Here is an 18,047-nt window from a genome sequence, read left to right on the forward strand (position 1 = left end):
GTAGTACTCCCACTTTGCCGATATGGTTTGAAGTGGGAGTGCAACTACCGTTTCTGGAGGAGTGATGGACACACGGCGAGTGACCTTCGATTCGTCAGGCGACGTCCTTGTAGGCACCATGTACCTGCCTGCCGATCTGGACGGCGCGCGGCGACCGGCAGTCGTCGTGGCCGGGGCGTGGGCGACGGTCAAGGAGCAGATGGCGGCCGGCTACGCCCGCGAGATGGCGGACCGCGGGCTCATCGCGCTGGCGTTCGACTTCCGCAGTTGGGGTGAGAGCGGTGGCCAGCCCAGATCGATGGAGGACCCGCTCGCGAAAGGTGCCGACATCGTCGCGGCGGCGCAGTTCCTCGCCGCCCATCCCGCTGTCGACAGGGACGCCATCGCCGGGTTGGGGATCTGCGCAGGCAGTAGTTACCTGGTGGCCGCGGCGACCCGGACGCCACTGCTCGAGTCGCTCGCCTTGATCGCGCCAGCATTGCCGACGCGAAGCGACGTCAGTGAAAACCTCGGCGGTCAACAAGGTATGGCAGCGCTCATCCATGCCGCGGATGAGGCACTCGCGGAATATGAGCGCAGCGGCCGGCAGGCGCTGGTACCGGCAGTCCCGCCGATTCAGGCCGATCCCGCACCTGGTGAGGACTACTACACCAACCCCGATCGCGGGCTGATTCCGCAGTGGGACAACACCTTCAACCTGGCGTCGTGGGCGAGCTGGATCCCCTTCGACGTCCATGCTCTGGCCCCCGCGTTGGCTCAACCGCTGCTCGTGGTGCACAGCGATGGTGCGGTCAACCCCGACAGCGTCCGCCGATTCGTGGGCGCGGTGCCCGGTCCGGTTGACCAGCTATGGCTCGACGCAGCAACCCAATTCGACTTCTACGACCAGCCGGGGCCGATGACGGTGGCGTCCGACGCCGCGGCGGCTCACTTCAAGCTTTAGGTGAATCCGCCATGGAACTGCTCGATCTACTCGAGACCTCCGAAGTCGTCACCATCGGCACGGCGACGACTAACGGCAAGGTCCTCACGACACCGGTCGGTGTCGTCGTCGACGGAAAACGCCGGTATCCGGTCATCTTCGAACTCGTCACCGACGCCGAAACGATCCGTCAGGCGGATTCGGCCACTCTGCGCAAGTACGGCGGTGCGCTGCGTTCGCTCATCTTGAGACCGCTGCTGTGGCGGACCAAGCAGCACCTCGTGAGGATCACGCAGGCGTCGGACTATCCGACCGCGGCCAACACGGAATCAGGCTGACCGATCCGATCGAACCGGTCGACACGATCGGCAAGCCTGCGCGCGGGGTCGACGTTGCGAAGCGTCGCCAGCTCGTCGCGCAGCACCGCCCCTACGCGCAGGCAGAACTGTTCGGGCTCGGCTGCGGCTGCTGGGTATTCGGGGATCACCCGGTCGACGACGCCGTGCGCCAGTAGATCCGCGGATCGGATCCCTTGGCTGGCCGCCATGTGCGCCGCGTGGTCGGTGTCGTGATACAGGATCGCACTGGCCCCCTCGGGCGGCAGCGGCGAAAGCCATCCGTGCTGCGCGGTGAGCATCCGGTCGGCGGGCACGAGTGCGAGTGCTCCGCCGCCGGTGCCTTGCCCGAGAAGTATTGAAATGGTGGGCACTTCGAGCGTCACCATGTCGGCGATACAGCGCGCGATCTCGCCGGCAAGACCACCCTCCTCTGCCTCGCGGGACAGTGCGGCGCCCGCCGTGTCGATCACGGTGACCAGCGGGAGGTTCAGTTCCGCGGCCAATCGCATACCGCGTCGCGCCTGCCGCAGCGCCGCAGGACCCAGCGGTGCCTCAGGGGTCTGGCCGTGCCTGTCCTGACCCAATAGGACGCACGTCTGGTCGCCGAACCGGGCGAGCGCGAGCAGCAGTCCCGGTTCGTTCTCGCCCTGTCCGGTTCCGTTGAGCAGCAGGACATCGCTGCAGGCGTGGTGGAGCAGTTCGCGAACGCCGGGTCGCTCGCCGTGGCGGGAAGCCAGCACCGATTCCCACGCGGGCACGTCGGAGGAAGGCGGATGCACGGTGCTGGGCTGGATCATCTGGTGCGGCGCCGGCGTGATGAGCGTCAAGGCGCGGTCCACGATTGCGGCGAGGTCGTCCACGGCCACCACGGCGTCGACAACGCCGCGCGCACAGAGGTTTTCCGACGTCTGCACGCCTGTGGGAAACGGGTCACCGAACAGCGCCTCGTACACTCGCGGACCCAGAAAGCCGATCAACGCACCCGGCTCGGCGAGGGTCACATGCCCGAGCGAGCCCCATGACGCGAAGACTCCGCCCGTCGTCGGGTGCCGCAGGTAGACGAGATACGGCAGACCGGCCGCCTTGTGGTCGGTCACGGCCGCCGTGATCCGGACCATCTGCATGAACGCCGTCGTGCCCTCCTGCATGCGGGTGCCGCCTGACGTCGGCAGTGCGAGGAGTGGAAGACCTTCGGCGGTGGCGCGGCGAATTGCCATGGTGAGTCGGTGGCCGGCGGCCACGCCGATCGAGCCGCCGAGAAAGCCGAACTCGCACACCAGCATCGCGACTCGGTGGCCGCGTACGGTCGCAGTGCCGGTGAGAACCGCTTCGTCCAAGCCGGTTGCCGCTCGCGCACGGGCCAATTCGTCGGCATACGCTCCGTTCGCGGGTACGTCGGGCAGTGCGTCATCCCATGCCGTCCACGAGCCGTCATCGATGACCGCGGCGATGACCTGCCGCGCGCTGTGCCGGGTCATCGGTGCTCCGCGAGCAGGGTCGCTGCAATGAGGTCGTTGTCGGCGCCGAGCACCGGGGGAGCGGTGTGGTGCCTGCGTGTCAGTTCGGTTCCGTCGGCCTCGAAGAACCGCAGCGGCGGCCCAGGCAACGTGATGTTTCCCAACGTGGCGTGCTCGACGTCGATCAGCAGGCCCTGGGACTTGGTCTGTTCCCACTCGTAGACTTCGCGGATGGAGCGAATGCGCCCGGCGGGCACGCCGATTCGATCGAGCTTGGCGAGCAACTCGTCGGTGGTGTAGTAGCCGAACCGCGCCTGCACCATCTCGTTGACCTGCTTGCGGTTCGCCACTCGCTGCGGATTCGACGCCATCTCCGGGGCGTGCGGATCGAAGCCGAAGCCCGCGCAGAAACGTTTCCACAGTCCTTCACTTCCGACCGCGATCTGCACTGCGCCGTCAGCCGTTTCGAACAGGCCGTACGGGCAGATCGAGGGGTGGTGGTTGCCGGTCGCTTCGCCGACCTCGCCCGCCACCGTCCACTTCGTGCCCTGGAATGCGTGCACCCCCACGACCGCGGCGAGCAGGGAGGCGCGCACTACCTGACCGCGACCGGTGCGCTCGCGCTCGTGCAGCGCTGCCAGCACACCGAATGCGCCGTACATGCCGGCCAACAGGTCGGCGATCGGTACCCCGACCCGTTGCATATCCGTTGGGGCGGAGCCGGTTACCGACATCAAGCCTGCCTCACCCTGGGCGATCTGGTCGTAACCTGAGCGATCTGCTTCGGGACCGTCGTGGCCGAAGCCGCTGATCGACAGCACGACCAATCGCGGATTGAGTGCTGCCAGCTGCTGCTGTGAAAAGCCAAGGCGGTCAAGCACTCCGGGCCGAAAGTTCTCCATCAGCACGTCGGCGCTGCTGATCAGCGCCGTCAACGCACGCTTGCCGCTGTCATCCTTGAGGTCGAGCGTGACCGACTTCTTGTTCCGGTTCGCGCTGAGGAAGTAGGTGGACTCCCGGTCGCCGTCCACCGGATCGACGAAGGGCGGGCCCCAGCCGCGGGTGTCGTCGCCGCCGTGCGGGTTTTCCACCTTGATCACCTGCGCGCCGAGATCGCCGAGCATCATCGCCGCATGCGGCCCGGCCAGGGCGCGAGTCAGGTCGACCACCACCAGTCCGGCGAGGGGGCCGGCGGGTCCGTTCGAGGAGAGTGTCGATGTCATGGGGGACCACCTTCGGCCTAGTGACTAAGTGAGCTAGTGGCCTAGCCAATTCAGAAAATCATGCACTGACCTGCGAGTCAAGGTCTTCCACGGACTGGTTCTGTGACCTGGGTCTCACGAAAACGATGGCGGCGGCCTACTGGTCGCAGTAAGCCGCCGCCATTGGGAATCCCTGGGGAGCTACAGCCAACCGGGCAGCACCAGCGCGGCCCATGCCAGCAGTGGCCCGATCAGCACGACGAGCATGCTGTATTTGAGGATCTGCTTGTAGAACTTGTCGCGGTCGACATCCTGCGCATTGGCCAGTACCAGGGCACCGTTGGTCGAGAACGGGCTGACGTCGACGATGGTCGACGAGATCGCCAGCGCGACAACGACTCCGATGGCGCTGACCTCGCCGGCCAACAGCAGCGGCACCGCCAGGGGAATGGTCGCGCCGAGGATGGCCGTCGACGAGGCGAAGGCCGACACGATGCCGCCGACGTAGCACAGCAGCAGCGCCACCAGCAGAGGCATGCCGATTTTGGCGACACCGTTGCCGACCCACTCGACGCTGCCGGCTTCCTGCAGCACGCCGACGAAGGTCAACACGCCGCCGATCAAAAGCACGGTGGACCAACTGATTTGCGACACCGCACCCTTCTGTGCCTTGGGGGAGGCCAGTGCCAGCACCGCGGCGACGGTCATCGACACGAAGCCGATGTCGAGATCGAGGACAAGTGAGAACAAGGCCAGCGCGCCGAGTCCGATCAGGGTGAGCACCTGGTCGTAGGTGATCTTCGTCGGCAGCGGTTTGGCCGCTACGCGGGCTTCGGTCTCGGTCACCGTGAGGGTCGCCGTGCCGCCGGTCCCAGTCGGAGGTGTGGCGCCGCCGACGCCGCCGGTGACGCTGTCGCCGATCGGATCGTCGTGATCGTCATGCACGGTCCGTCCCATCAGCTTGCGGCCGCCGAGGAAGACGAACAGCAGCACGCCAATGGCCGCGTTGAACAACAGGCTGCCGAGGAACAGTGCCACTGGGCTGTTCATCAACTGGGCCTTGGCCACAATGTTGTTGACGGTGACGCCGTAGACGCTGATCGGCGAGAAACCGCCGGCCTGCGCGCCGTGAATGACCATCATGCCCATCAGCAGCGCGTTGATCCGGTACTGCTTGGCGAACCCGAGCGCGATCGGCGCGATGATCGCGACCGCGGCCGGGCCGAGGGCGCCTAGCGCGGTGAGCACGCCGGTGATCCCGAACATCACCCAGGGGATGAACGCGACCCGCCCGCGTACCAGGCGTACAGCGCCCCTGACCATCAAGTCGACGGTCCCGTTGTTCTGCGCGATCGCGAACAGGTACGTGACGCCGACGAGCGTCAGGAAGAGTTCGCTGGGAAAGCCCGCGATGATGTCGTCGGTCTTCATTCCGACGGCGAGCGTTCCCACCAGGAACGCGGCGACGAATCCCAGGGTGCCCATGTTGATCGGCAGCAGTGTGGCCGCGACGAACATCGCGATGAGAGCCAGGATTGGTATCAGTTCGAGCGGCATCGAGGTCTCCGGGGGTTTGCGTAGGTCTAATGACCTAGTGGAGCAATGGCCTAGCCAGTAAAGCAGTGACGGTCATCACTGTCAATATGCTGTGTGACCCGCTGCACCCAGGGAGCGTACTGCGAATGGGTATGGTTGGAGCAGAGAGTAGGTGAGTCAGTGGTTGAGCAACTTAGACCTGTCACGCGTCCCCGACTGTATGAAGTGATCGTCGAGCAACTGTGCGCGTACATCGCTGACAACGAGATGACGCCGGGTGACCGGTTGCCTGCCGAGCGTGACTTGGCCGCCAAGCTGGGGGTCAGTCGCGCCTCGTTGAGCCAGGCGCTGGTCGCCCTCGAAGTGCAGGGTGTGCTGTCGGTGCGGCACGGCGACGGCGCGATCCTGGTGCGCCGCCCGACCGAGGAGCGGGCCGTCAAGGCCCTGCGGGAACACGCCGACCGGATACCCGACATCATCGAAGCCCGCGAAGCCCTCGAGGTGAAGTTGGCCGGACTCGCCGCCGCCCGTCGAAGCGATGCCGAGATGGCCGCCATTGACGCCGCCATCGCGAAAATGGAGGAAGAGGTTCAAACGGGGGACCGCGGTGTCGTTGGCGACGAGATGTTCCACGAGGCCATCACCACCGCCGCGCATTCCTCGCTGCTGGCCAAGCTGATGCACGAGATCTCGGGCCTGATAAGGGAAACGCGCATCGAATCGCTTTCGCAAGAAGACCGGCCGCGGGCGTCGCTGGAGGGCCATCGGCGCATCGCCGACGCGGTGCGCAAACAGGACCCGCAAGCGGCATCGAAGGCGATGGCCGATCACATCCGGATGGTGTCCGACGTCGCCCTGCTGCGCCAAGCCGACTGAGGTTCAGCCGACAGGCGTGAACTCGATGTGCAGTTCGGTCAGCCCCCGCAGCAGGAAGGTCGGTTCGTAGCTGTATCGACGGTCCTCGGGCGCGCCGTGTTTGGCCTCGCTGATCGCGATGTCAGCCATCCGGTCCAACATCCGGTTGATGGTGATGACGCCTTCGACGCGCGCCAGAGGCGCGCCCGCGCAACTGTGGATGCCCCGGCCGAACGCGATGTGTTCGCGAACGTTCTTGCGGTCCAGCCGGAATTCGTGCGGATCGGCGAACTTGGCCGGGTCACGGTTGGCGGCGCCGAGACACAGCATGACGACGGTGCCCGCCGGAATATCAACGCCGCCAAGCGTTGTCGTCTTGCGGGCCAGCCGGAAGTCCACCTTGGTAGGACTCTGTGTGCGTAGCGATTCCTCGATGAACGGGCTGACGAGTTTGCGGTTCTCGCGTATCTCCCGCTGCAGGTCCGGCCGCTCGGCGAGGACCTGAACGGCCGAGCTGAGCAGCTTGGTGACGGTCTCCTGGCCCGCGGCGAACAGAAAGGTCGCGGGGCGGACCACCTCGAGCAGTTGCGGTGTCGAGCCGTCCGGATAGGTCGCGGTCGCCATCGTGGTGAGCACATCGTCGCGCGGTTGGTGTCGCCGCTCGGCGAGGTAGCCGCTGAACTTGTCGTCCAGGTACTGCAGCGGATTGAGACCCACCGGCTCGCCGTCCAGCGCGCCGACGCCACCCTCGGGCTGTCCGGCGCCGAGAGCGCTGCGAATCTCGTCTCGGTCCTCCTCGGGCACGCCCAGTAGGTCGGTGATCGCCAAAGTGGCAAAGGGCCTTGCATATTCGGCGAGGAATTCGCAGTGGCCGTTCGCGATGAACTCGTCGAGCTGGCGATCGACCAGCTGCCACATGAAGTCTTCGTTCTCTTTGAGCCGCTTCGGCGTCAACAGTTTCGTCAGCAGGGACCGCGCGCGGGTGTGGGCGGGCGGATCCATCACCACCAGGTGCTCGTTGATCGGGAACATGTGGCGGTGCGCCTCGATCAGCTCGGTGATGTCGTCGCCCTCGGGCTCGAAGGGCAGTGGCGGAAACGGTCCGCCGATGGCGTTGACCGCCGAGAACGCGTCGGTGTCCTTGAACGCCGCCATCACCTCGGCGTACCCGGTGACGGCGACGACGCCGTGGTGCGGCTCCCGGACCACCGGGCCCTGGCAGCGCAGGTGATCGAGATAGTCGTACGGGTCCTGCGCGACGGCCGGATCGGAGAAGTAGTCGACGGTGGCGAGATCTGTCATCTTGATCGATCGATCTACTTCAGCATGCTGCCCGCGTCGACCGTCATGGTCAGACCCGTGACGTAACGGGCTTCGTCGGACGCCAGGAACAGCACCGCGTTGCTGATGTCGACGGGTTCGACCCAGCCCACCGGCAGTACGTGCATGAACTGAGCGGCGACGGCGAGGTCGTCGGGACCGGGGTTCTCCAGATCCGGCCTGAACAACTTCATCGTGCCCTCGTTCATGAACAGCGGCGTGTTCACGTTGGTGGGGTGCACCGAGTTGACCCGTATGGAATGCTGCCCGAGTTCGACGGCGAAGGTGCGCATCAGACCCACCACCCCGTGTTTGGCCGCGATGTAGTGGCCGGTGTGCGGGTAGGCCTTGAGTCCGCCGACCGAACTGGTCAGCACGATGGAGCCGCCGCGGCCCCCGGAGATCAGATGTGGCACAGCAGCTTTGACTGTATGCCAGACACCGGACAGGTTGACGTCGATCATGTCTTTCCAGTCATCGGCACTGGTCTTGTCCAGCGTGGCGCCGCCGTTCCCGATGCCGGCGTTGGCGACGATGATGTCGAGGCGGCCCAACTGCTCGACGCCGCTGTCGACGGCGGCCTTCAGCGTGTCGTAGTCGCGCACGTCGACCTCGGCGGTGACGATGCGGCGATTCTGTGCCTTGACCAGATCGGCGGTCTTGGCCAGGTCGTCCGCCGTGGCGGCGGGAATCTCACTGCTGCGGCTGATCGGCCGGCATACGTCGATCGCGATGATGTCGGCGCCCTCTTGCGCCAGCCGCACTGCGTGGCTGCGGCCCTGACCGCGCGCAGCGCCGGTGATGAAAGCGACCTTGCCGTCGACACGTCCTGTCATGCGCCATCCTTACTGATTTATCGATCGATCAGTACCTTACATCTCAGGCGCGGAGTGTCAATCGAGGGTGAGTGATGCGAGGAAGTCCTGGGTGCGTTGCCGTGATCGGGCGCGCGCTGCTGCGTCACCGCCGAGTGGGACCACACGCGCAGCGAGGTCGGTGACGCCGGCGTCGCGGTAGCGCCGCAGGCGCGCGAGCACGGCGGTTTCGTCGCCGGCCGCCATGGTGTCGCCCACGTCCTCGGCGTCACCGTGTTCGAGCAGGCGGACGTAGTTCGGGGAGAAGTCGGCGTGGCCGAGCACCTCGCTCGCGTATGCGCGGGCGTCGTCGATTTCACCGGACGCGCAGAGTGCGACGGGAATCCCTGCGACGATACGGGTTTCGGCCTTGCCCGCCGCGGTTGCGGCTTCGATGATGCGCGGCGCCACATAGTCGCCGATCGCCCGTTCGTCGGCCATCCACAAGATGGTGCCGACCGTCCGTTCACCAGCGATCCGCAGCATGGTCGGGCCGAGCGCGGCCAGAAGAACCGGCATCTCGAATGAATCCGTCACGTCGATCGGGCTGTGCACGCGAAAGTTGTTGTTGTCCACCGCCACCGAGCCCGGGCCCGCGAACGCGGCCGCCAGCACGTCGAGGTAGTCACGCACCAACCGCGCCGGCCGGTCATAGGGCAGGCCGAGTTGATCGGCGATGATCCAATGGTGCGACGGGCCCAGGCCCAGGCTGAATCGGCCGGAGCAGGCGATCTGCGTCGTCAGCGCCTGCTGCGCCAGGATCAACGGATGGCGGGTCTGGATCGGGACGACCGCGGTGCCGATCTCGATCCGCTCGGTGGCCTGGCCGAGGAGCGCCACCGCGGTCAGCGCGTCGAGATAGCCAGGCACCTGCGGGAACCAGAACGAGGCGAATCCCTGGGCCTCGGCCGTTTTCACGTCGTCGATGAGTCCGGCCACCCGGTCCGCGCGGGCCCGCTCCTTGTCGGAGCCGACCATCAAGCCGATCCGCATGCCGACCTCCTAGGGCACATAGCGGTCCCACTCGTACGGCACGACCGGGTGGAAAGGGGCGGCGAAGAGCGGTTCGATGTCGGTGTCTTTCCACCGCGTTTCGAGCACCGGCCGCAGCCGCTCGGCGGTGGCGACCGGGTCGTCGTCGAGGAAGCAATAAGAAATCGTTTGGCCCGCAGGGGCATTCGCCAGTCGGACGTCGACGGCTTGCGATGCGGCCGACCACACCCCGGCGACACCGTCGACGCGAGTCAGCTCCGTTGCAGTCGTCGCGTTCGTCTCCAACAACAGATAGACGCCGCGTATCGGCCACCACGGCAGCACGTCGGCGCCGACCTTGATCCGGGCGGCTGCGGCCTTGGATTGCACGTCGTAGATCCCGCGTTCGACCGGCGGCAGCAGCGGCAACTTGCGGCCGGCGCCGATCAGCGCCTTTGCCAGATCGAGGAAGCCGGTCATGCCGCTCTGATCGGTGAAGAAATACGTCATCACGTGATCGATGTCGTCGTACGGTTGCCGACTCACCGCGCGCGCTGAGTGGCAGGCGGGCGTCGACACCAAGCGCAAGGAAGCGCGGACGGCGGACAACCGGTGCTGCTCCGGGCGGTGATCGAGGGTGTGCCAACGTAAGTACTCGGCGTCCGCGCCCTCGGGATGCCGCGTGGCCATCGAGACGAACAAAGTGGTGACATCGCCTGTGCCCGTGGCGAGAACGTCGGCGAGTTCGTCCGATGGCGTACCGGGTAGCTGCATGGTCAGTCGCCTTTCAGCCTGAGTTCGGGGTGGCGGGCCTCGATCATGCGGCGGAAGCCGTCGCGCCAGTGCACTTTGGTGCGGCCGAGCATGTCGTGCATGTAGGTCACATCGGGCCACAGCGGCGTGTGCGCGTCGGGGGTATAGGTGAAAACCGGCTCCACGCCGACGAGTTCACCCATGTAGGCGCAGTAGTCCTCGACGCTGACGGTTTCACTGCCTGCCCAGTTCACCACGATCGGCGGCGTGTCGGCGACCTCCATGGCGCGGATGCCGAGCTCGACGTAGTCGTCTTCGTAGATCGGGTTGTAGTTGTTAGGTTTGTCCGGGTGGAGCCGAATCGGCTTGCGGGCCAACATCATTTCCAGTCGGTCGGCGGGAGCGCCGCCCTCGGGGCCGTAGGTCGAACAGATCCGGATGATGGTGAGCGGGACCCGGTGCTGTTTTGCGACCCATGTGCACACGGCCTCGGCGGCGACCTTGGAGAAGCTGTAGTTCGCGCGCAGGGGTGCTCCCGGCGGATCGGACTCACGCAACGGACGCTGTCCTTGATAGGCGTATATCGATCCGGTGGAACAGAACACGAAGCCGTTGGCGGCGCGGCAGTGGTAGAGCAGATCGCCGGATTTCTGGGCGTTGGTGTTCACACATGTCGCCCACTCGCCTGCACCGACGTCGACGGCGGCGTGGAACACGTACGTGAAATCGTCGGGCAGCGTGGAGAAATCGCCCGCGCTGATGTCCAGCGCCACCGGCTTGACGCCGACCGCGGCGAGCCGTTCCCGATCGGCCGGATCCCGCATCCGTGCGGCGCCCCAGACCTCATTGCGCTGGGCGAGCGCACGCGCGATCGGGAAGGCGATCTTTCCGGTCGCACCGGTGATGAGAATCTTCTCCGCCTCGAGCATCCAACTAGTCATAGCGCATCGACACGCAAATGTTAAGTACTTGATATGTTGGCGTGATGCAACTGAGGTTCGACGCCGAGGTCGAAGCGTTCCGAGCGGAGTTCGGCAGGTTCCTCGACGAGCACCTTCCGACCGAGGCTCAGGCCGCCGAACGGTCGTCCTCGACGGCGCATGTGCCGGCGTGGGCGCGTGATTGGCAACGGCTGCAGTTCGACCACGGCTGGTTGTTGCCGGGTAATCCGCCGGAGTTCGGTGGTCGGAATGCCGGTGTGCTGCAGCAGTTCGTTCATCGTGACGAACTGGCCCGTCGGCGCATCTACCACTGCTTCAACCCGCAGGGCGTCGGGATCATCGCGGCCTCGCTGCTGTCGTTCGGAACCGATCAGCAGAAACAGCAGTGGGCAGTGCCGATCCTGCGCGCGGAGATGACGGCGGCGCTTGGCATGAGTGAACCGGGGGCAGGCTCCGATCTGGCCGGATTGAACACCCGGGCGGTGCTGTCGGGTGAGGACTTCGTGGTCAACGGTCAGAAGGTGTGGACATCGGGCGCTCACGACGCCGATGTGCTGCTGACGTTCGTGCGCACCGATCCGGATGCGCCGAAACACAAGGGAATCAGCGCGCTGCTGATCCCCACCGATACACCGGGGGTGGAGCGCAGGCCGTTCGCCGCCGTATTCGACCGCGACAGCCTCGACTTCAACGAGGTGTTCTTCACCGACGTGCGCGTGCCCGCACAGAACCTCGTCGGCCCACTGGGCGGCGGATGGCAGGTCGCCAACGGATCGCTCGGCCATGAGCGCACGATGATGTGGATGGCGTTCGCGAACCGGATGGGGCAGTTGCTCGAAGACTATCGACCGGTGGATGCGCTCGACCGCGACCGGTACGCGACTATTGCGATGGACCATCAAGCGCTACGACTGCTTGGGTCGGTGGCGCTCGGGCAGGCGGCGCGCGGCGAGCGAGACATCCCCGGCATCTCGGTGCTGAAACTGCTCGGGTCGGAGGCCGAACAGAACGCGTTTCGGTACGCGCTGGACGCCGCCGGCGTCGACGGTCTACTCAGTCCAGCGCTCACTGCGCCGTACAACCCGTACAACCCAGACCTTTTCACTGGAAGCTGGTTCACCCGCTACGTCAGCACCTATGCGGGCACGATCTCGGGCGGCACCTCAGAGATCCAGCGCAACATCATTGCGCAGCGGGTGCTGGGGTTGCCTGCGCGCTGATTCTTGTCGTGGGGTGGTGGTAGTGTCGAACATATGTTCGATTTCAGGGTGTTGGCGGAGGTGGATCCGCGGGCTGATCAGGGGGCCTTGGTCGAGCAGATCGCGTGGTTGGAGGCGGTGAAGTCGGCTGCGGCGGCGGGGCAGGCCCGCGCGGCGGCGGCGTTGGCGACGGCGCGTCGGGCGGCGGAGGTGGCGGCGGGGGTGCCCAAGTCGCGGCAGGGTCGTGGGTTGGGCAGTGAGGTCGCTTTGGCGCGCCGCGAGTCGCCGAATCAGGGTGGTCGGCTGTTGGGGTTGGCGCAGGCGTTGGTCGAGGAGATGCCGCGCACGCTGGCCGCGATGGAATGCGGGGTGCTCTCGGAGTGGCGGGCGACGTTGATCGCGCGCGAGTCGGCGTGTTTGGCCGTGGCGGATCGGCGGCTGCTGGACGCTGAGATGTGCGGTGATGTCTCGGCGTTGGAGGGGCTCGGTGATGGCCGGATCAGCGCCAAGGCCAAGGAGATCGCCGCCCGGTTGGATGCCGCGGCGGTGGTGGATCGGGCGGCCAAGGCTGAGGCGGATCGCAGCGTGACGGTGCGCCCGGCGCCCGATTGCATGGCCCGGGTGACGGTGTTGTTGCCGATGCGTCAGGGGGTGGGGTTGTGGGCGGCATTGAAACGCCAGGCTGACACCACCTTTGATGGGCGTTCGCGGGGTCAGGTGATGGCTGATACCGCCTATGAACGCATCACCGGCTGTCCGGCGGTGCAGCCGCAGTCGGTGGCGTTGAATTTGGTGATGACCGATGCGGCGTTGTGGGGCAGCGACAATGCCCCGGCGATCCTGGACGGTTATGGGCCGGTTCCGGCGCCGCTGGCCCAACAGTTGGTCGGCGATGCGGTCGCTGATGAGCGGGCGCGGGCCAGTCTGCGGCGGTTGTATCGGCACCCGCGCAGTGGGGCGTTGGTGGCGATGGAGTCGCGGGCGCGGTTGTTTCCCAAGGGGTTAGCGAAATTCATCGGGGTGCGGGATCGCACCTGTCGTACTCCGTATTGTGATGCCCCGATCCGGCATCGTGATCACGCCATACCGCGGCATCGCGGTGGTCCGACCAGCGCCGGCAACGGGTTGGGGGCTTGTGAGCGGTGCAACTACGTCAAAGAAGCAGCCGGTTGGCGGGTGTCCACCGCGCTGGACAACGACACCCACAGCGCCGAATTCGTCACCCCGACCGGCAAGACCTACCGCTCCACCGCACCCCCGCTGCCCGGGGCCCCACTGATCACCATCAGCGAACTCGAAATCCGCATCGGCGTCGAACTCACCGACCTACACGCAGCCTGACGGCTAGCCTGCTACCGCAATGGATTTGGTGTCGGTGTAGCCGTCGATGCCCTCGCGGCCGAGTTCGCGGCCGTAGCCGCTGGCCTTGACGCCGCCGAACGGCGCGAACGGGTCCATGGTGTAGCCCTGGTTGACGCCGAATGTTCCGGTGCGCACGGCGGCCGCCACTTCGAGACCGCGCTCGACGTCGTTCGTCCACACCGAACCGGCCAGGCCGTAGTCGGAGTCGTTGGCGATGGCCACCGCCTCGTTTTCGTCGGTGTAGGGGATCACGGTCAGCACCGGGCCGAAGATCTCCTCGCGTGCGATCCGCATCGAGTTGTCGGCGTCGGCGAACAGCGTTGGCTTGACGTACCAGCCGCGGTCGAGACCGTCGGGCATCTCGGGGCCGCCGACGACAAGGCGGGCGCCTTGGTCCAGGCCGCTCTCGATGTAGCCGCGGACGCGTTGCTGCTGGCGTTGCGCCACAAGGGGACCCACGTGCGTGGCGCTGTTCGTCGGATCGCCGACGACCATCGACGTCATCTCGGCGGCCAACGCGTCGGTGAAATCGTCGGCCCGATTCGCGGGCACCAGGATGCGGGTCAGCGCGTTGCAGATCTGCCCGCTGTTCGACAGGCTGGCCGACCGCACGCCCTTGGCGACGGTTGCCGGGTCGGCGTCGGCGAGCACAATCGCGGCGGACTTGCCGCCCAGTTCGAGGCTGACGCGGCGCAGATCCGGTGCGCATGCCGCCGCGACGGCCCTACCCGCCGCCGTCGATCCGGTGAACGAAACCTTGTCCACACCAGGATGTTTCACCAGGTACTCGCCGACTCCGGCGTCGCCGGGCAGCACACTCACCACGCCGTCCGGCAACCCCGCCTGGCCGATCATCTCGGCGAGCAGCAACGCGTTCAGCGGTGATTCCGGCGCAGGCTTGACGATCACGCTGCAGCCAGCCAGCAGCGCGGGAATCAACTTGGTCGCGATCAGGAATTGCGGCATGTTCCACGGCACGATCGCCGCGACGACGCCGACCGGCTCGCGATGGATGTGGATGTCGGCGCCGTAGCGCCCCGGCCGCGCCTCCTGCCACGGATACGACTCGGCCACATCGCAGAACGCAGTCATCATCATCGCCGGCAGACCGACCTGCGCGCGCTGCGCGAAGCTGATCGGGGCGCCGACCTCGGACGTGATCACGTCGGCCATCTCGGCGCGTCGTTCACCGTAGATCTTGGCCAGCCTGCGCACCGCGTCGATGCGCTCCGCGGGATCCTGTCGCGGCCACGGGCCGGTGTCGAACGCTTCCCGCGCCGCCGCGACGGCCGCGTCGACGTCGCCGGGTTGTGCGGCGGCGACGTGCGCCACGCCCACCTCGGAGTGCGGGGAGATCACCTCGATACGCCGGTCGGTGCTCGGCTTCGCCCAGTGACCCCCGATGAACAGCGCGTCCTGACGCAATCGACCGTCTCCTCGTCCGCGGCGCCACACTAATATCAACTACTTGTTATTGCTGCTGACAGCATATACCGTCGGCGCTATGGCTCGTTTCCCGAAACCGCCCGAAGGTAGCTGGACCCAGCACTACCCGGATCTGGGAACAGAACCGGTGTCCTACGAGGATTCGATCAGTCCGCATTTCTACGAACTCGAGCGCAAGGCGGTCTTCAAACGCGCATGGCTGAATGTCGGTCGGACCGAACAGCTTCCACGCAAGGGCAGCTATTTCACCAAGGAACTGAAGGTCGTCAACACGTCGATCATCGTGGTGCGCACGACCGCAGGCGAGATCAAGGCGTATCACAACATCTGCAGGCACCGCGGCAACAAGCTGGTGTGGAACGACATGCCCCTCGAGGAGACCAGCGGCGTCTGCAGGCAGTTCACCTGCAAGTACCACGCCTGGCGCTACGACCTCGACGGCAACCTGACCTTCGTCCAGCAGGAGGAGGAGTTCTTCGATCTCGACAAGAGCCGATACGGACTCGTCGGGGTGCACTGCGACGTCTGGGAAGGCTTCATCTTCGTGAACTTCGCGGACGAACCCGAGCAGACCCTGCGGGACTTTCTCGGCCCGATGATCACCGGTCTGGAGGGCTACCCGTTCGATCAGATGACGTCACGGTTCTACTACCGCTCCGACGTGAAGGCCAACTGGAAGCTCTACATGGACGCGTTCCAGGAGTTCTACCACGCACCCGTGCTGCATGCGAACCAGTCACCGGCCAAATACTCGAAGGCCGCCGCCGAGGCCGGATTCGAAGCGCCGCACTACCGCATCGACGGACCGCACCGGTTGGTCAGCACATCCGGAGTTCGCGCGTGGGAGATGGACTCGGAGATGCGCAAGCCGATCGAGGATATCTGCCAGAGCGGGCTGTTCGGGCCATGGGACAAGCCGGACCTTGGGGCGATGCCGGACGGCCTCAATCCGGCGAAATGCGATCCCTGGGGCCTTGATTCGTTTCAGCTGTTCCCGAACTTCGTGATCCTGATCTGGGGGCAGGGCTGGTACCTGTCCTACCACTACTGGCCGACGTCCTACAACTCGCACATCTTCGAGGGCACCGCGTATTTCCCGCAGCCGCGCACTCCGCGGGAGCGCATCGCGCAGGAACTGGCGGCAGTGTCGTTCAAGGAGTACAGCCTTCAGGACGCGAACACGCTGGAGGCCACCCAGACGATGGTGGAGTCTGGCGTCGTCGACAAGTTCCTGCTGTGCGACCAAGAGGTGTTGATCCGCCATCTGCACAAGGAGACCGCCGCGTGGGTGGACGATTACCAGCGCAGGACGGTGACGGTATGACCGCCATGCTGCCCGCTGAATTCGCCGATCTGGAGCCATATTCCGACTGGTGCCTGGCAACCGAATCCGAGCGTTACGCCAAGCGGATGGCCAGTTCGATGGCCGAGATGCAGGCGTTCTACGACGCAATCACGCCGCGCGCCGAGGAGGCGATCTCATACTGCGACAAGTTTCCGCTCGACGACATGCCCGACGACGTCCTCAACCTGATGCACCTGCTGTATTCGATGATCATGGTGTCGTTCCCCGTCGAATGCTGGAAGCAACCACGCGTACCGGATTCCGGTGCTGCGGCCATGGACTGCCTGTCTGAACCGGTCCCGTGACCACCGTCCTGCACGCGGCGCGGTGGGCCGACGTCGACGCCGGCGAGGTGCACTCGCCCGCCGTGGTGGTGGTCGACGGCGATCGCATTCAAGCGGTCAATCCCGCTGAGCTGCCTGCGGATTCGACCGACATCGACCTCGGCGACGTCACCCTGTTGCCCGGGCTGATGGACATGGAACTCAACCTGCTGATCGGGGGACCGGGTGGCCCGGAAGGACTGCCCAATCCAATGCACGGCGTCCAGGACGACCCCGCGTACCGGACGCTGCGCGGCGCGGTGAACGCGCGAACCACGCTCGAAGCCGGTTTCACGACCGTGCGCAATCTCGGGTTGATGGTGAAGACCGGCGGCTATCTGCTCGACGTCGCGCTGCAACGCGCCATCGACCAGGGCTGGCACGTCGGGCCGCGCATCCATCCGGCCGGACACGCCGTCACACCCTACGGCGGGCACCTCGACCCCACCGTCTTCCCACGGTTGGCGCCGGGCATCATGCCGCTCTCGGTGGCCGAGGGCATCGCCAACGGCGTCGACGACGTCCGCGCGTGCGTGCGATACCAGATCCGGCACGGCGCCAAACTGATCAAGGTGTCCGCGTCGGGCGGGGTGATGTCACACAGCACCGCTCCCGGTGCCCAGCAGTACTCCGACGACGAGTTCGCCGCGATCGCCGACGAGGCGCACCGCGCCGGTGTTCGGGTGGCCGCACATGCCGTGGGCGACAGTGCGATTCGCGCCTGCATCCGGGCCGGCATCGACTGCATCGAGCACGGCTTCCTGGCATCCGACGAGACCATCCAGATGATGGTCGACCATGGCACGTTCCTGGTGTCCACCACCTATCTCACCGAAGCGATGGCCGTCGACCGCATCGCACCCGAACTGCGCAAGAAGGCCGAAGAGGTGTTCCCGCGCGCCCAGTCGATGCTGCCGAAGGCGATCGCGGCGGGCGTGCGGATCGCCTGCGGAACCGACGCCCCGGCGATTCCGCACGGGCAGAACGCCAAGGAACTGTGCGCCCTGGTGGATCGGGGCATGACGCCGATGGAAGCGATCCGGGCGGCAACGGTCACCAGCGCGGAACTCATCGAGGTGGAGCACGAATTGGGCCGTCTCGCACCGGGGTACCTCGCCGACATCATCGCGGTGGCCGGCGATCCGTCCCGCGACATCGCGACCACACTCGACGTGCGGTTCGTGATGAAGAACGGTCAGATCTACAAGCGCTGACGTCGACA

17 protein-coding genes are annotated in these 18,047 nt (G+C 66.0%); 8 read left to right on the forward strand and 9 right to left on the reverse strand.

From position 1 onward, the window contains the following. Positions 1-64 precede the first annotated feature (64 nt). On the forward strand, positions 65-943 hold the full coding sequence (locus C1A30_RS00885; RefSeq protein WP_101946401.1) for an alpha/beta hydrolase: 879 nt from the start codon (positions 65-67) through the stop codon (positions 941-943). A gap of 11 nt (positions 944-954) precedes the next feature. Then, positions 955-1,260 carry a hypothetical protein gene (locus C1A30_RS00890; protein ID WP_101946402.1) on the forward strand — a complete coding sequence of 102 codons (306 nt, stop codon included), beginning with the start codon at positions 955-957 and terminating at the stop codon, positions 1,258-1,260. Here C1A30_RS00890 and C1A30_RS00895 read toward each other — a convergent pair. The 3 genes from C1A30_RS00895 to C1A30_RS00905 all read right to left on the reverse strand — a co-directional run bounded on the left by C1A30_RS00895 (position 1,227) and on the right by C1A30_RS00905 (position 5,476). Then, positions 1,227-2,738, reverse strand: a complete 1,512-nt coding sequence (locus C1A30_RS00895; protein WP_101946403.1) for a carboxyl transferase domain-containing protein — start codon at positions 2,736-2,738, stop codon at positions 1,227-1,229. The two genes, C1A30_RS00890 and C1A30_RS00895, sit on opposite strands and share 34 nt — an antisense overlap. Further along, entirely contained in the window at positions 2,735-3,940 is a 1,206-nt protein-coding gene (locus tag C1A30_RS00900; RefSeq protein ID WP_101946404.1) for a CaiB/BaiF CoA-transferase family protein, read from the reverse strand. Before C1A30_RS00900 ends, C1A30_RS00895 begins: the two co-directional genes overlap by 4 nt. A 180-nt stretch (positions 3,941-4,120) precedes the next feature. Next, a complete protein-coding gene (locus C1A30_RS00905; RefSeq protein ID WP_101946405.1) occupies positions 4,121-5,476 on the reverse strand; it encodes an SLC13 family permease in 1,356 nt (451 codons plus the stop codon). A gap of 159 nt (positions 5,477-5,635) precedes the next feature. Between C1A30_RS00905 and C1A30_RS00910 the strand changes: the two genes are divergently transcribed. Next, positions 5,636-6,331, forward strand: coding sequence for a FadR/GntR family transcriptional regulator (locus C1A30_RS00910; protein ID WP_101946406.1), 696 nt, complete (start codon positions 5,636-5,638; stop codon positions 6,329-6,331). Between the two features lie 3 nt (positions 6,332-6,334). On the opposite strand, the gene C1A30_RS00915 is transcribed toward C1A30_RS00910, so the two are convergent. From C1A30_RS00915 to C1A30_RS00935, 5 genes are read right to left on the reverse strand one after another with little or no spacing between them, the layout of a single operon-like run. Then, entirely contained in the window at positions 6,335-7,612 is a 1,278-nt protein-coding gene (locus tag C1A30_RS00915; protein WP_101946407.1) for a cytochrome P450, read from the reverse strand. Positions 7,613-7,626: 14 nt separating this feature from the next. Beyond that, positions 7,627-8,466, reverse strand: coding sequence for a mycofactocin-coupled SDR family oxidoreductase (locus C1A30_RS00920; protein WP_101946408.1), 840 nt, complete (start codon positions 8,464-8,466; stop codon positions 7,627-7,629). 57 nt (positions 8,467-8,523) lie between these two features. Continuing rightward, a complete protein-coding gene (locus C1A30_RS00925) occupies positions 8,524-9,477 on the reverse strand; it encodes an LLM class F420-dependent oxidoreductase (RefSeq protein ID WP_101946409.1) in 954 nt (317 codons plus the stop codon). A 9-nt stretch (positions 9,478-9,486) separates the two neighbouring features. Then, on the reverse strand, positions 9,487-10,230 hold the full coding sequence (locus tag C1A30_RS00930; protein ID WP_101946410.1) for a hypothetical protein: 744 nt from the start codon (positions 10,228-10,230) through the stop codon (positions 9,487-9,489). Between the two features lie 2 nt (positions 10,231-10,232). Then, positions 10,233-11,150, reverse strand: coding sequence for an NAD(P)-dependent oxidoreductase (locus C1A30_RS00935; protein ID WP_200828121.1), 918 nt, complete (start codon positions 11,148-11,150; stop codon positions 10,233-10,235). Between the two features lie 44 nt (positions 11,151-11,194). Here C1A30_RS00935 and C1A30_RS00940 point away from each other — a divergent pair, with 44 nt between their 5' ends. Both C1A30_RS00940 and C1A30_RS00945 read left to right on the forward strand, forming a co-directional pair. Next, positions 11,195-12,370 (forward strand): acyl-CoA dehydrogenase family protein, encoded by a 1,176-nt coding sequence (locus C1A30_RS00940; protein ID WP_101946412.1) that lies wholly within the window; start codon positions 11,195-11,197, stop codon positions 12,368-12,370. Between the two features lie 33 nt (positions 12,371-12,403). Then, positions 12,404-13,690: an HNH endonuclease signature motif containing protein gene (locus C1A30_RS00945; protein WP_101946413.1), complete on the forward strand. Its 1,287-nt coding sequence runs from the start codon at positions 12,404-12,406 to the stop codon at positions 13,688-13,690. 3 nt (positions 13,691-13,693) lie between these two features. Here C1A30_RS00945 and C1A30_RS00950 read toward each other — a convergent pair whose 3' ends face one another. Then, complete coding sequence (locus tag C1A30_RS00950; protein ID WP_101946414.1) at positions 13,694-15,136, reverse strand: aldehyde dehydrogenase; 1,443 nt, start codon at positions 15,134-15,136, stop codon at positions 13,694-13,696. A 79-nt stretch (positions 15,137-15,215) separates the two neighbouring features. Between C1A30_RS00950 and C1A30_RS00955 the strand changes: the two genes are divergently transcribed. The 3 genes from C1A30_RS00955 to C1A30_RS00965 are packed head-to-tail and all read left to right on the forward strand — an operon-like array spanning position 15,216 to position 18,039. Then, positions 15,216-16,481, forward strand: coding sequence for an aromatic ring-hydroxylating dioxygenase subunit alpha (locus C1A30_RS00955; protein WP_101946415.1), 1,266 nt, complete (start codon positions 15,216-15,218; stop codon positions 16,479-16,481). Next, positions 16,478-16,807 carry a hypothetical protein gene (locus tag C1A30_RS00960; protein WP_101946416.1) on the forward strand — a complete coding sequence of 110 codons (330 nt, stop codon included), beginning with the start codon at positions 16,478-16,480 and terminating at the stop codon, positions 16,805-16,807. Before C1A30_RS00955 ends, C1A30_RS00960 begins: the two co-directional genes overlap by 4 nt. Next, a complete protein-coding gene (locus tag C1A30_RS00965; RefSeq protein ID WP_101946417.1) occupies positions 16,804-18,039 on the forward strand; it encodes an amidohydrolase family protein in 1,236 nt (411 codons plus the stop codon). Before C1A30_RS00960 ends, C1A30_RS00965 begins: the two co-directional genes overlap by 4 nt. The last annotated feature ends 8 nt before the right edge of the window (positions 18,040-18,047 follow it).

Origin of the sequence: Mycobacterium sp. 3519A (genome assembly GCF_900240945.1) — a bacterium.
Lineage (GTDB): Bacteria > Actinomycetota > Actinomycetes > Mycobacteriales > Mycobacteriaceae > Mycobacterium.

Excerpts from the sequence above, each read along its gene's own strand:
- C1A30_RS00885 (WP_101946401.1), top strand. The coding sequence starts at position 65 with ATGGACACACGGCGAGTGACCTTCGATTCGTCAGGCGACGTCCTTGTA.
- C1A30_RS00890 (WP_101946402.1), top strand. The coding sequence starts at position 955 with ATGGAACTGCTCGATCTACTCGAGACCTCCGAAGTCGTCACCATCGGC.
- C1A30_RS00895 (WP_101946403.1), bottom strand. The coding sequence starts at position 2,738 with ATGACCCGGCACAGCGCGCGGCAGGTCATCGCCGCGGTCATCGATGAC.
- C1A30_RS00900 (WP_101946404.1), bottom strand. The coding sequence starts at position 3,940 with ATGACATCGACACTCTCCTCGAACGGACCCGCCGGCCCCCTCGCCGGA.
- C1A30_RS00905 (WP_101946405.1), bottom strand. The coding sequence starts at position 5,476 with ATGCCGCTCGAACTGATACCAATCCTGGCTCTCATCGCGATGTTCGTC.
- C1A30_RS00915 (WP_101946407.1), bottom strand. The coding sequence starts at position 7,612 with ATGACAGATCTCGCCACCGTCGACTACTTCTCCGATCCGGCCGTCGCG.
- C1A30_RS00920 (WP_101946408.1), bottom strand. The coding sequence starts at position 8,466 with ATGACAGGACGTGTCGACGGCAAGGTCGCTTTCATCACCGGCGCTGCG.
- C1A30_RS00925 (WP_101946409.1), bottom strand. The coding sequence starts at position 9,477 with ATGCGGATCGGCTTGATGGTCGGCTCCGACAAGGAGCGGGCCCGCGCG.
- C1A30_RS00930 (WP_101946410.1), bottom strand. The coding sequence starts at position 10,230 with ATGCAGCTACCCGGTACGCCATCGGACGAACTCGCCGACGTTCTCGCC.
- C1A30_RS00935 (WP_200828121.1), bottom strand. The coding sequence starts at position 11,150 with ATGACTAGTTGGATGCTCGAGGCGGAGAAGATTCTCATCACCGGTGCG.
- C1A30_RS00940 (WP_101946412.1), top strand. The coding sequence starts at position 11,195 with ATGCAACTGAGGTTCGACGCCGAGGTCGAAGCGTTCCGAGCGGAGTTC.
- C1A30_RS00945 (WP_101946413.1), top strand. The coding sequence starts at position 12,404 with ATGTTCGATTTCAGGGTGTTGGCGGAGGTGGATCCGCGGGCTGATCAG.
- C1A30_RS00955 (WP_101946415.1), top strand. The coding sequence starts at position 15,216 with ATGGCTCGTTTCCCGAAACCGCCCGAAGGTAGCTGGACCCAGCACTAC.
- C1A30_RS00960 (WP_101946416.1), top strand. The coding sequence starts at position 16,478 with ATGACCGCCATGCTGCCCGCTGAATTCGCCGATCTGGAGCCATATTCC.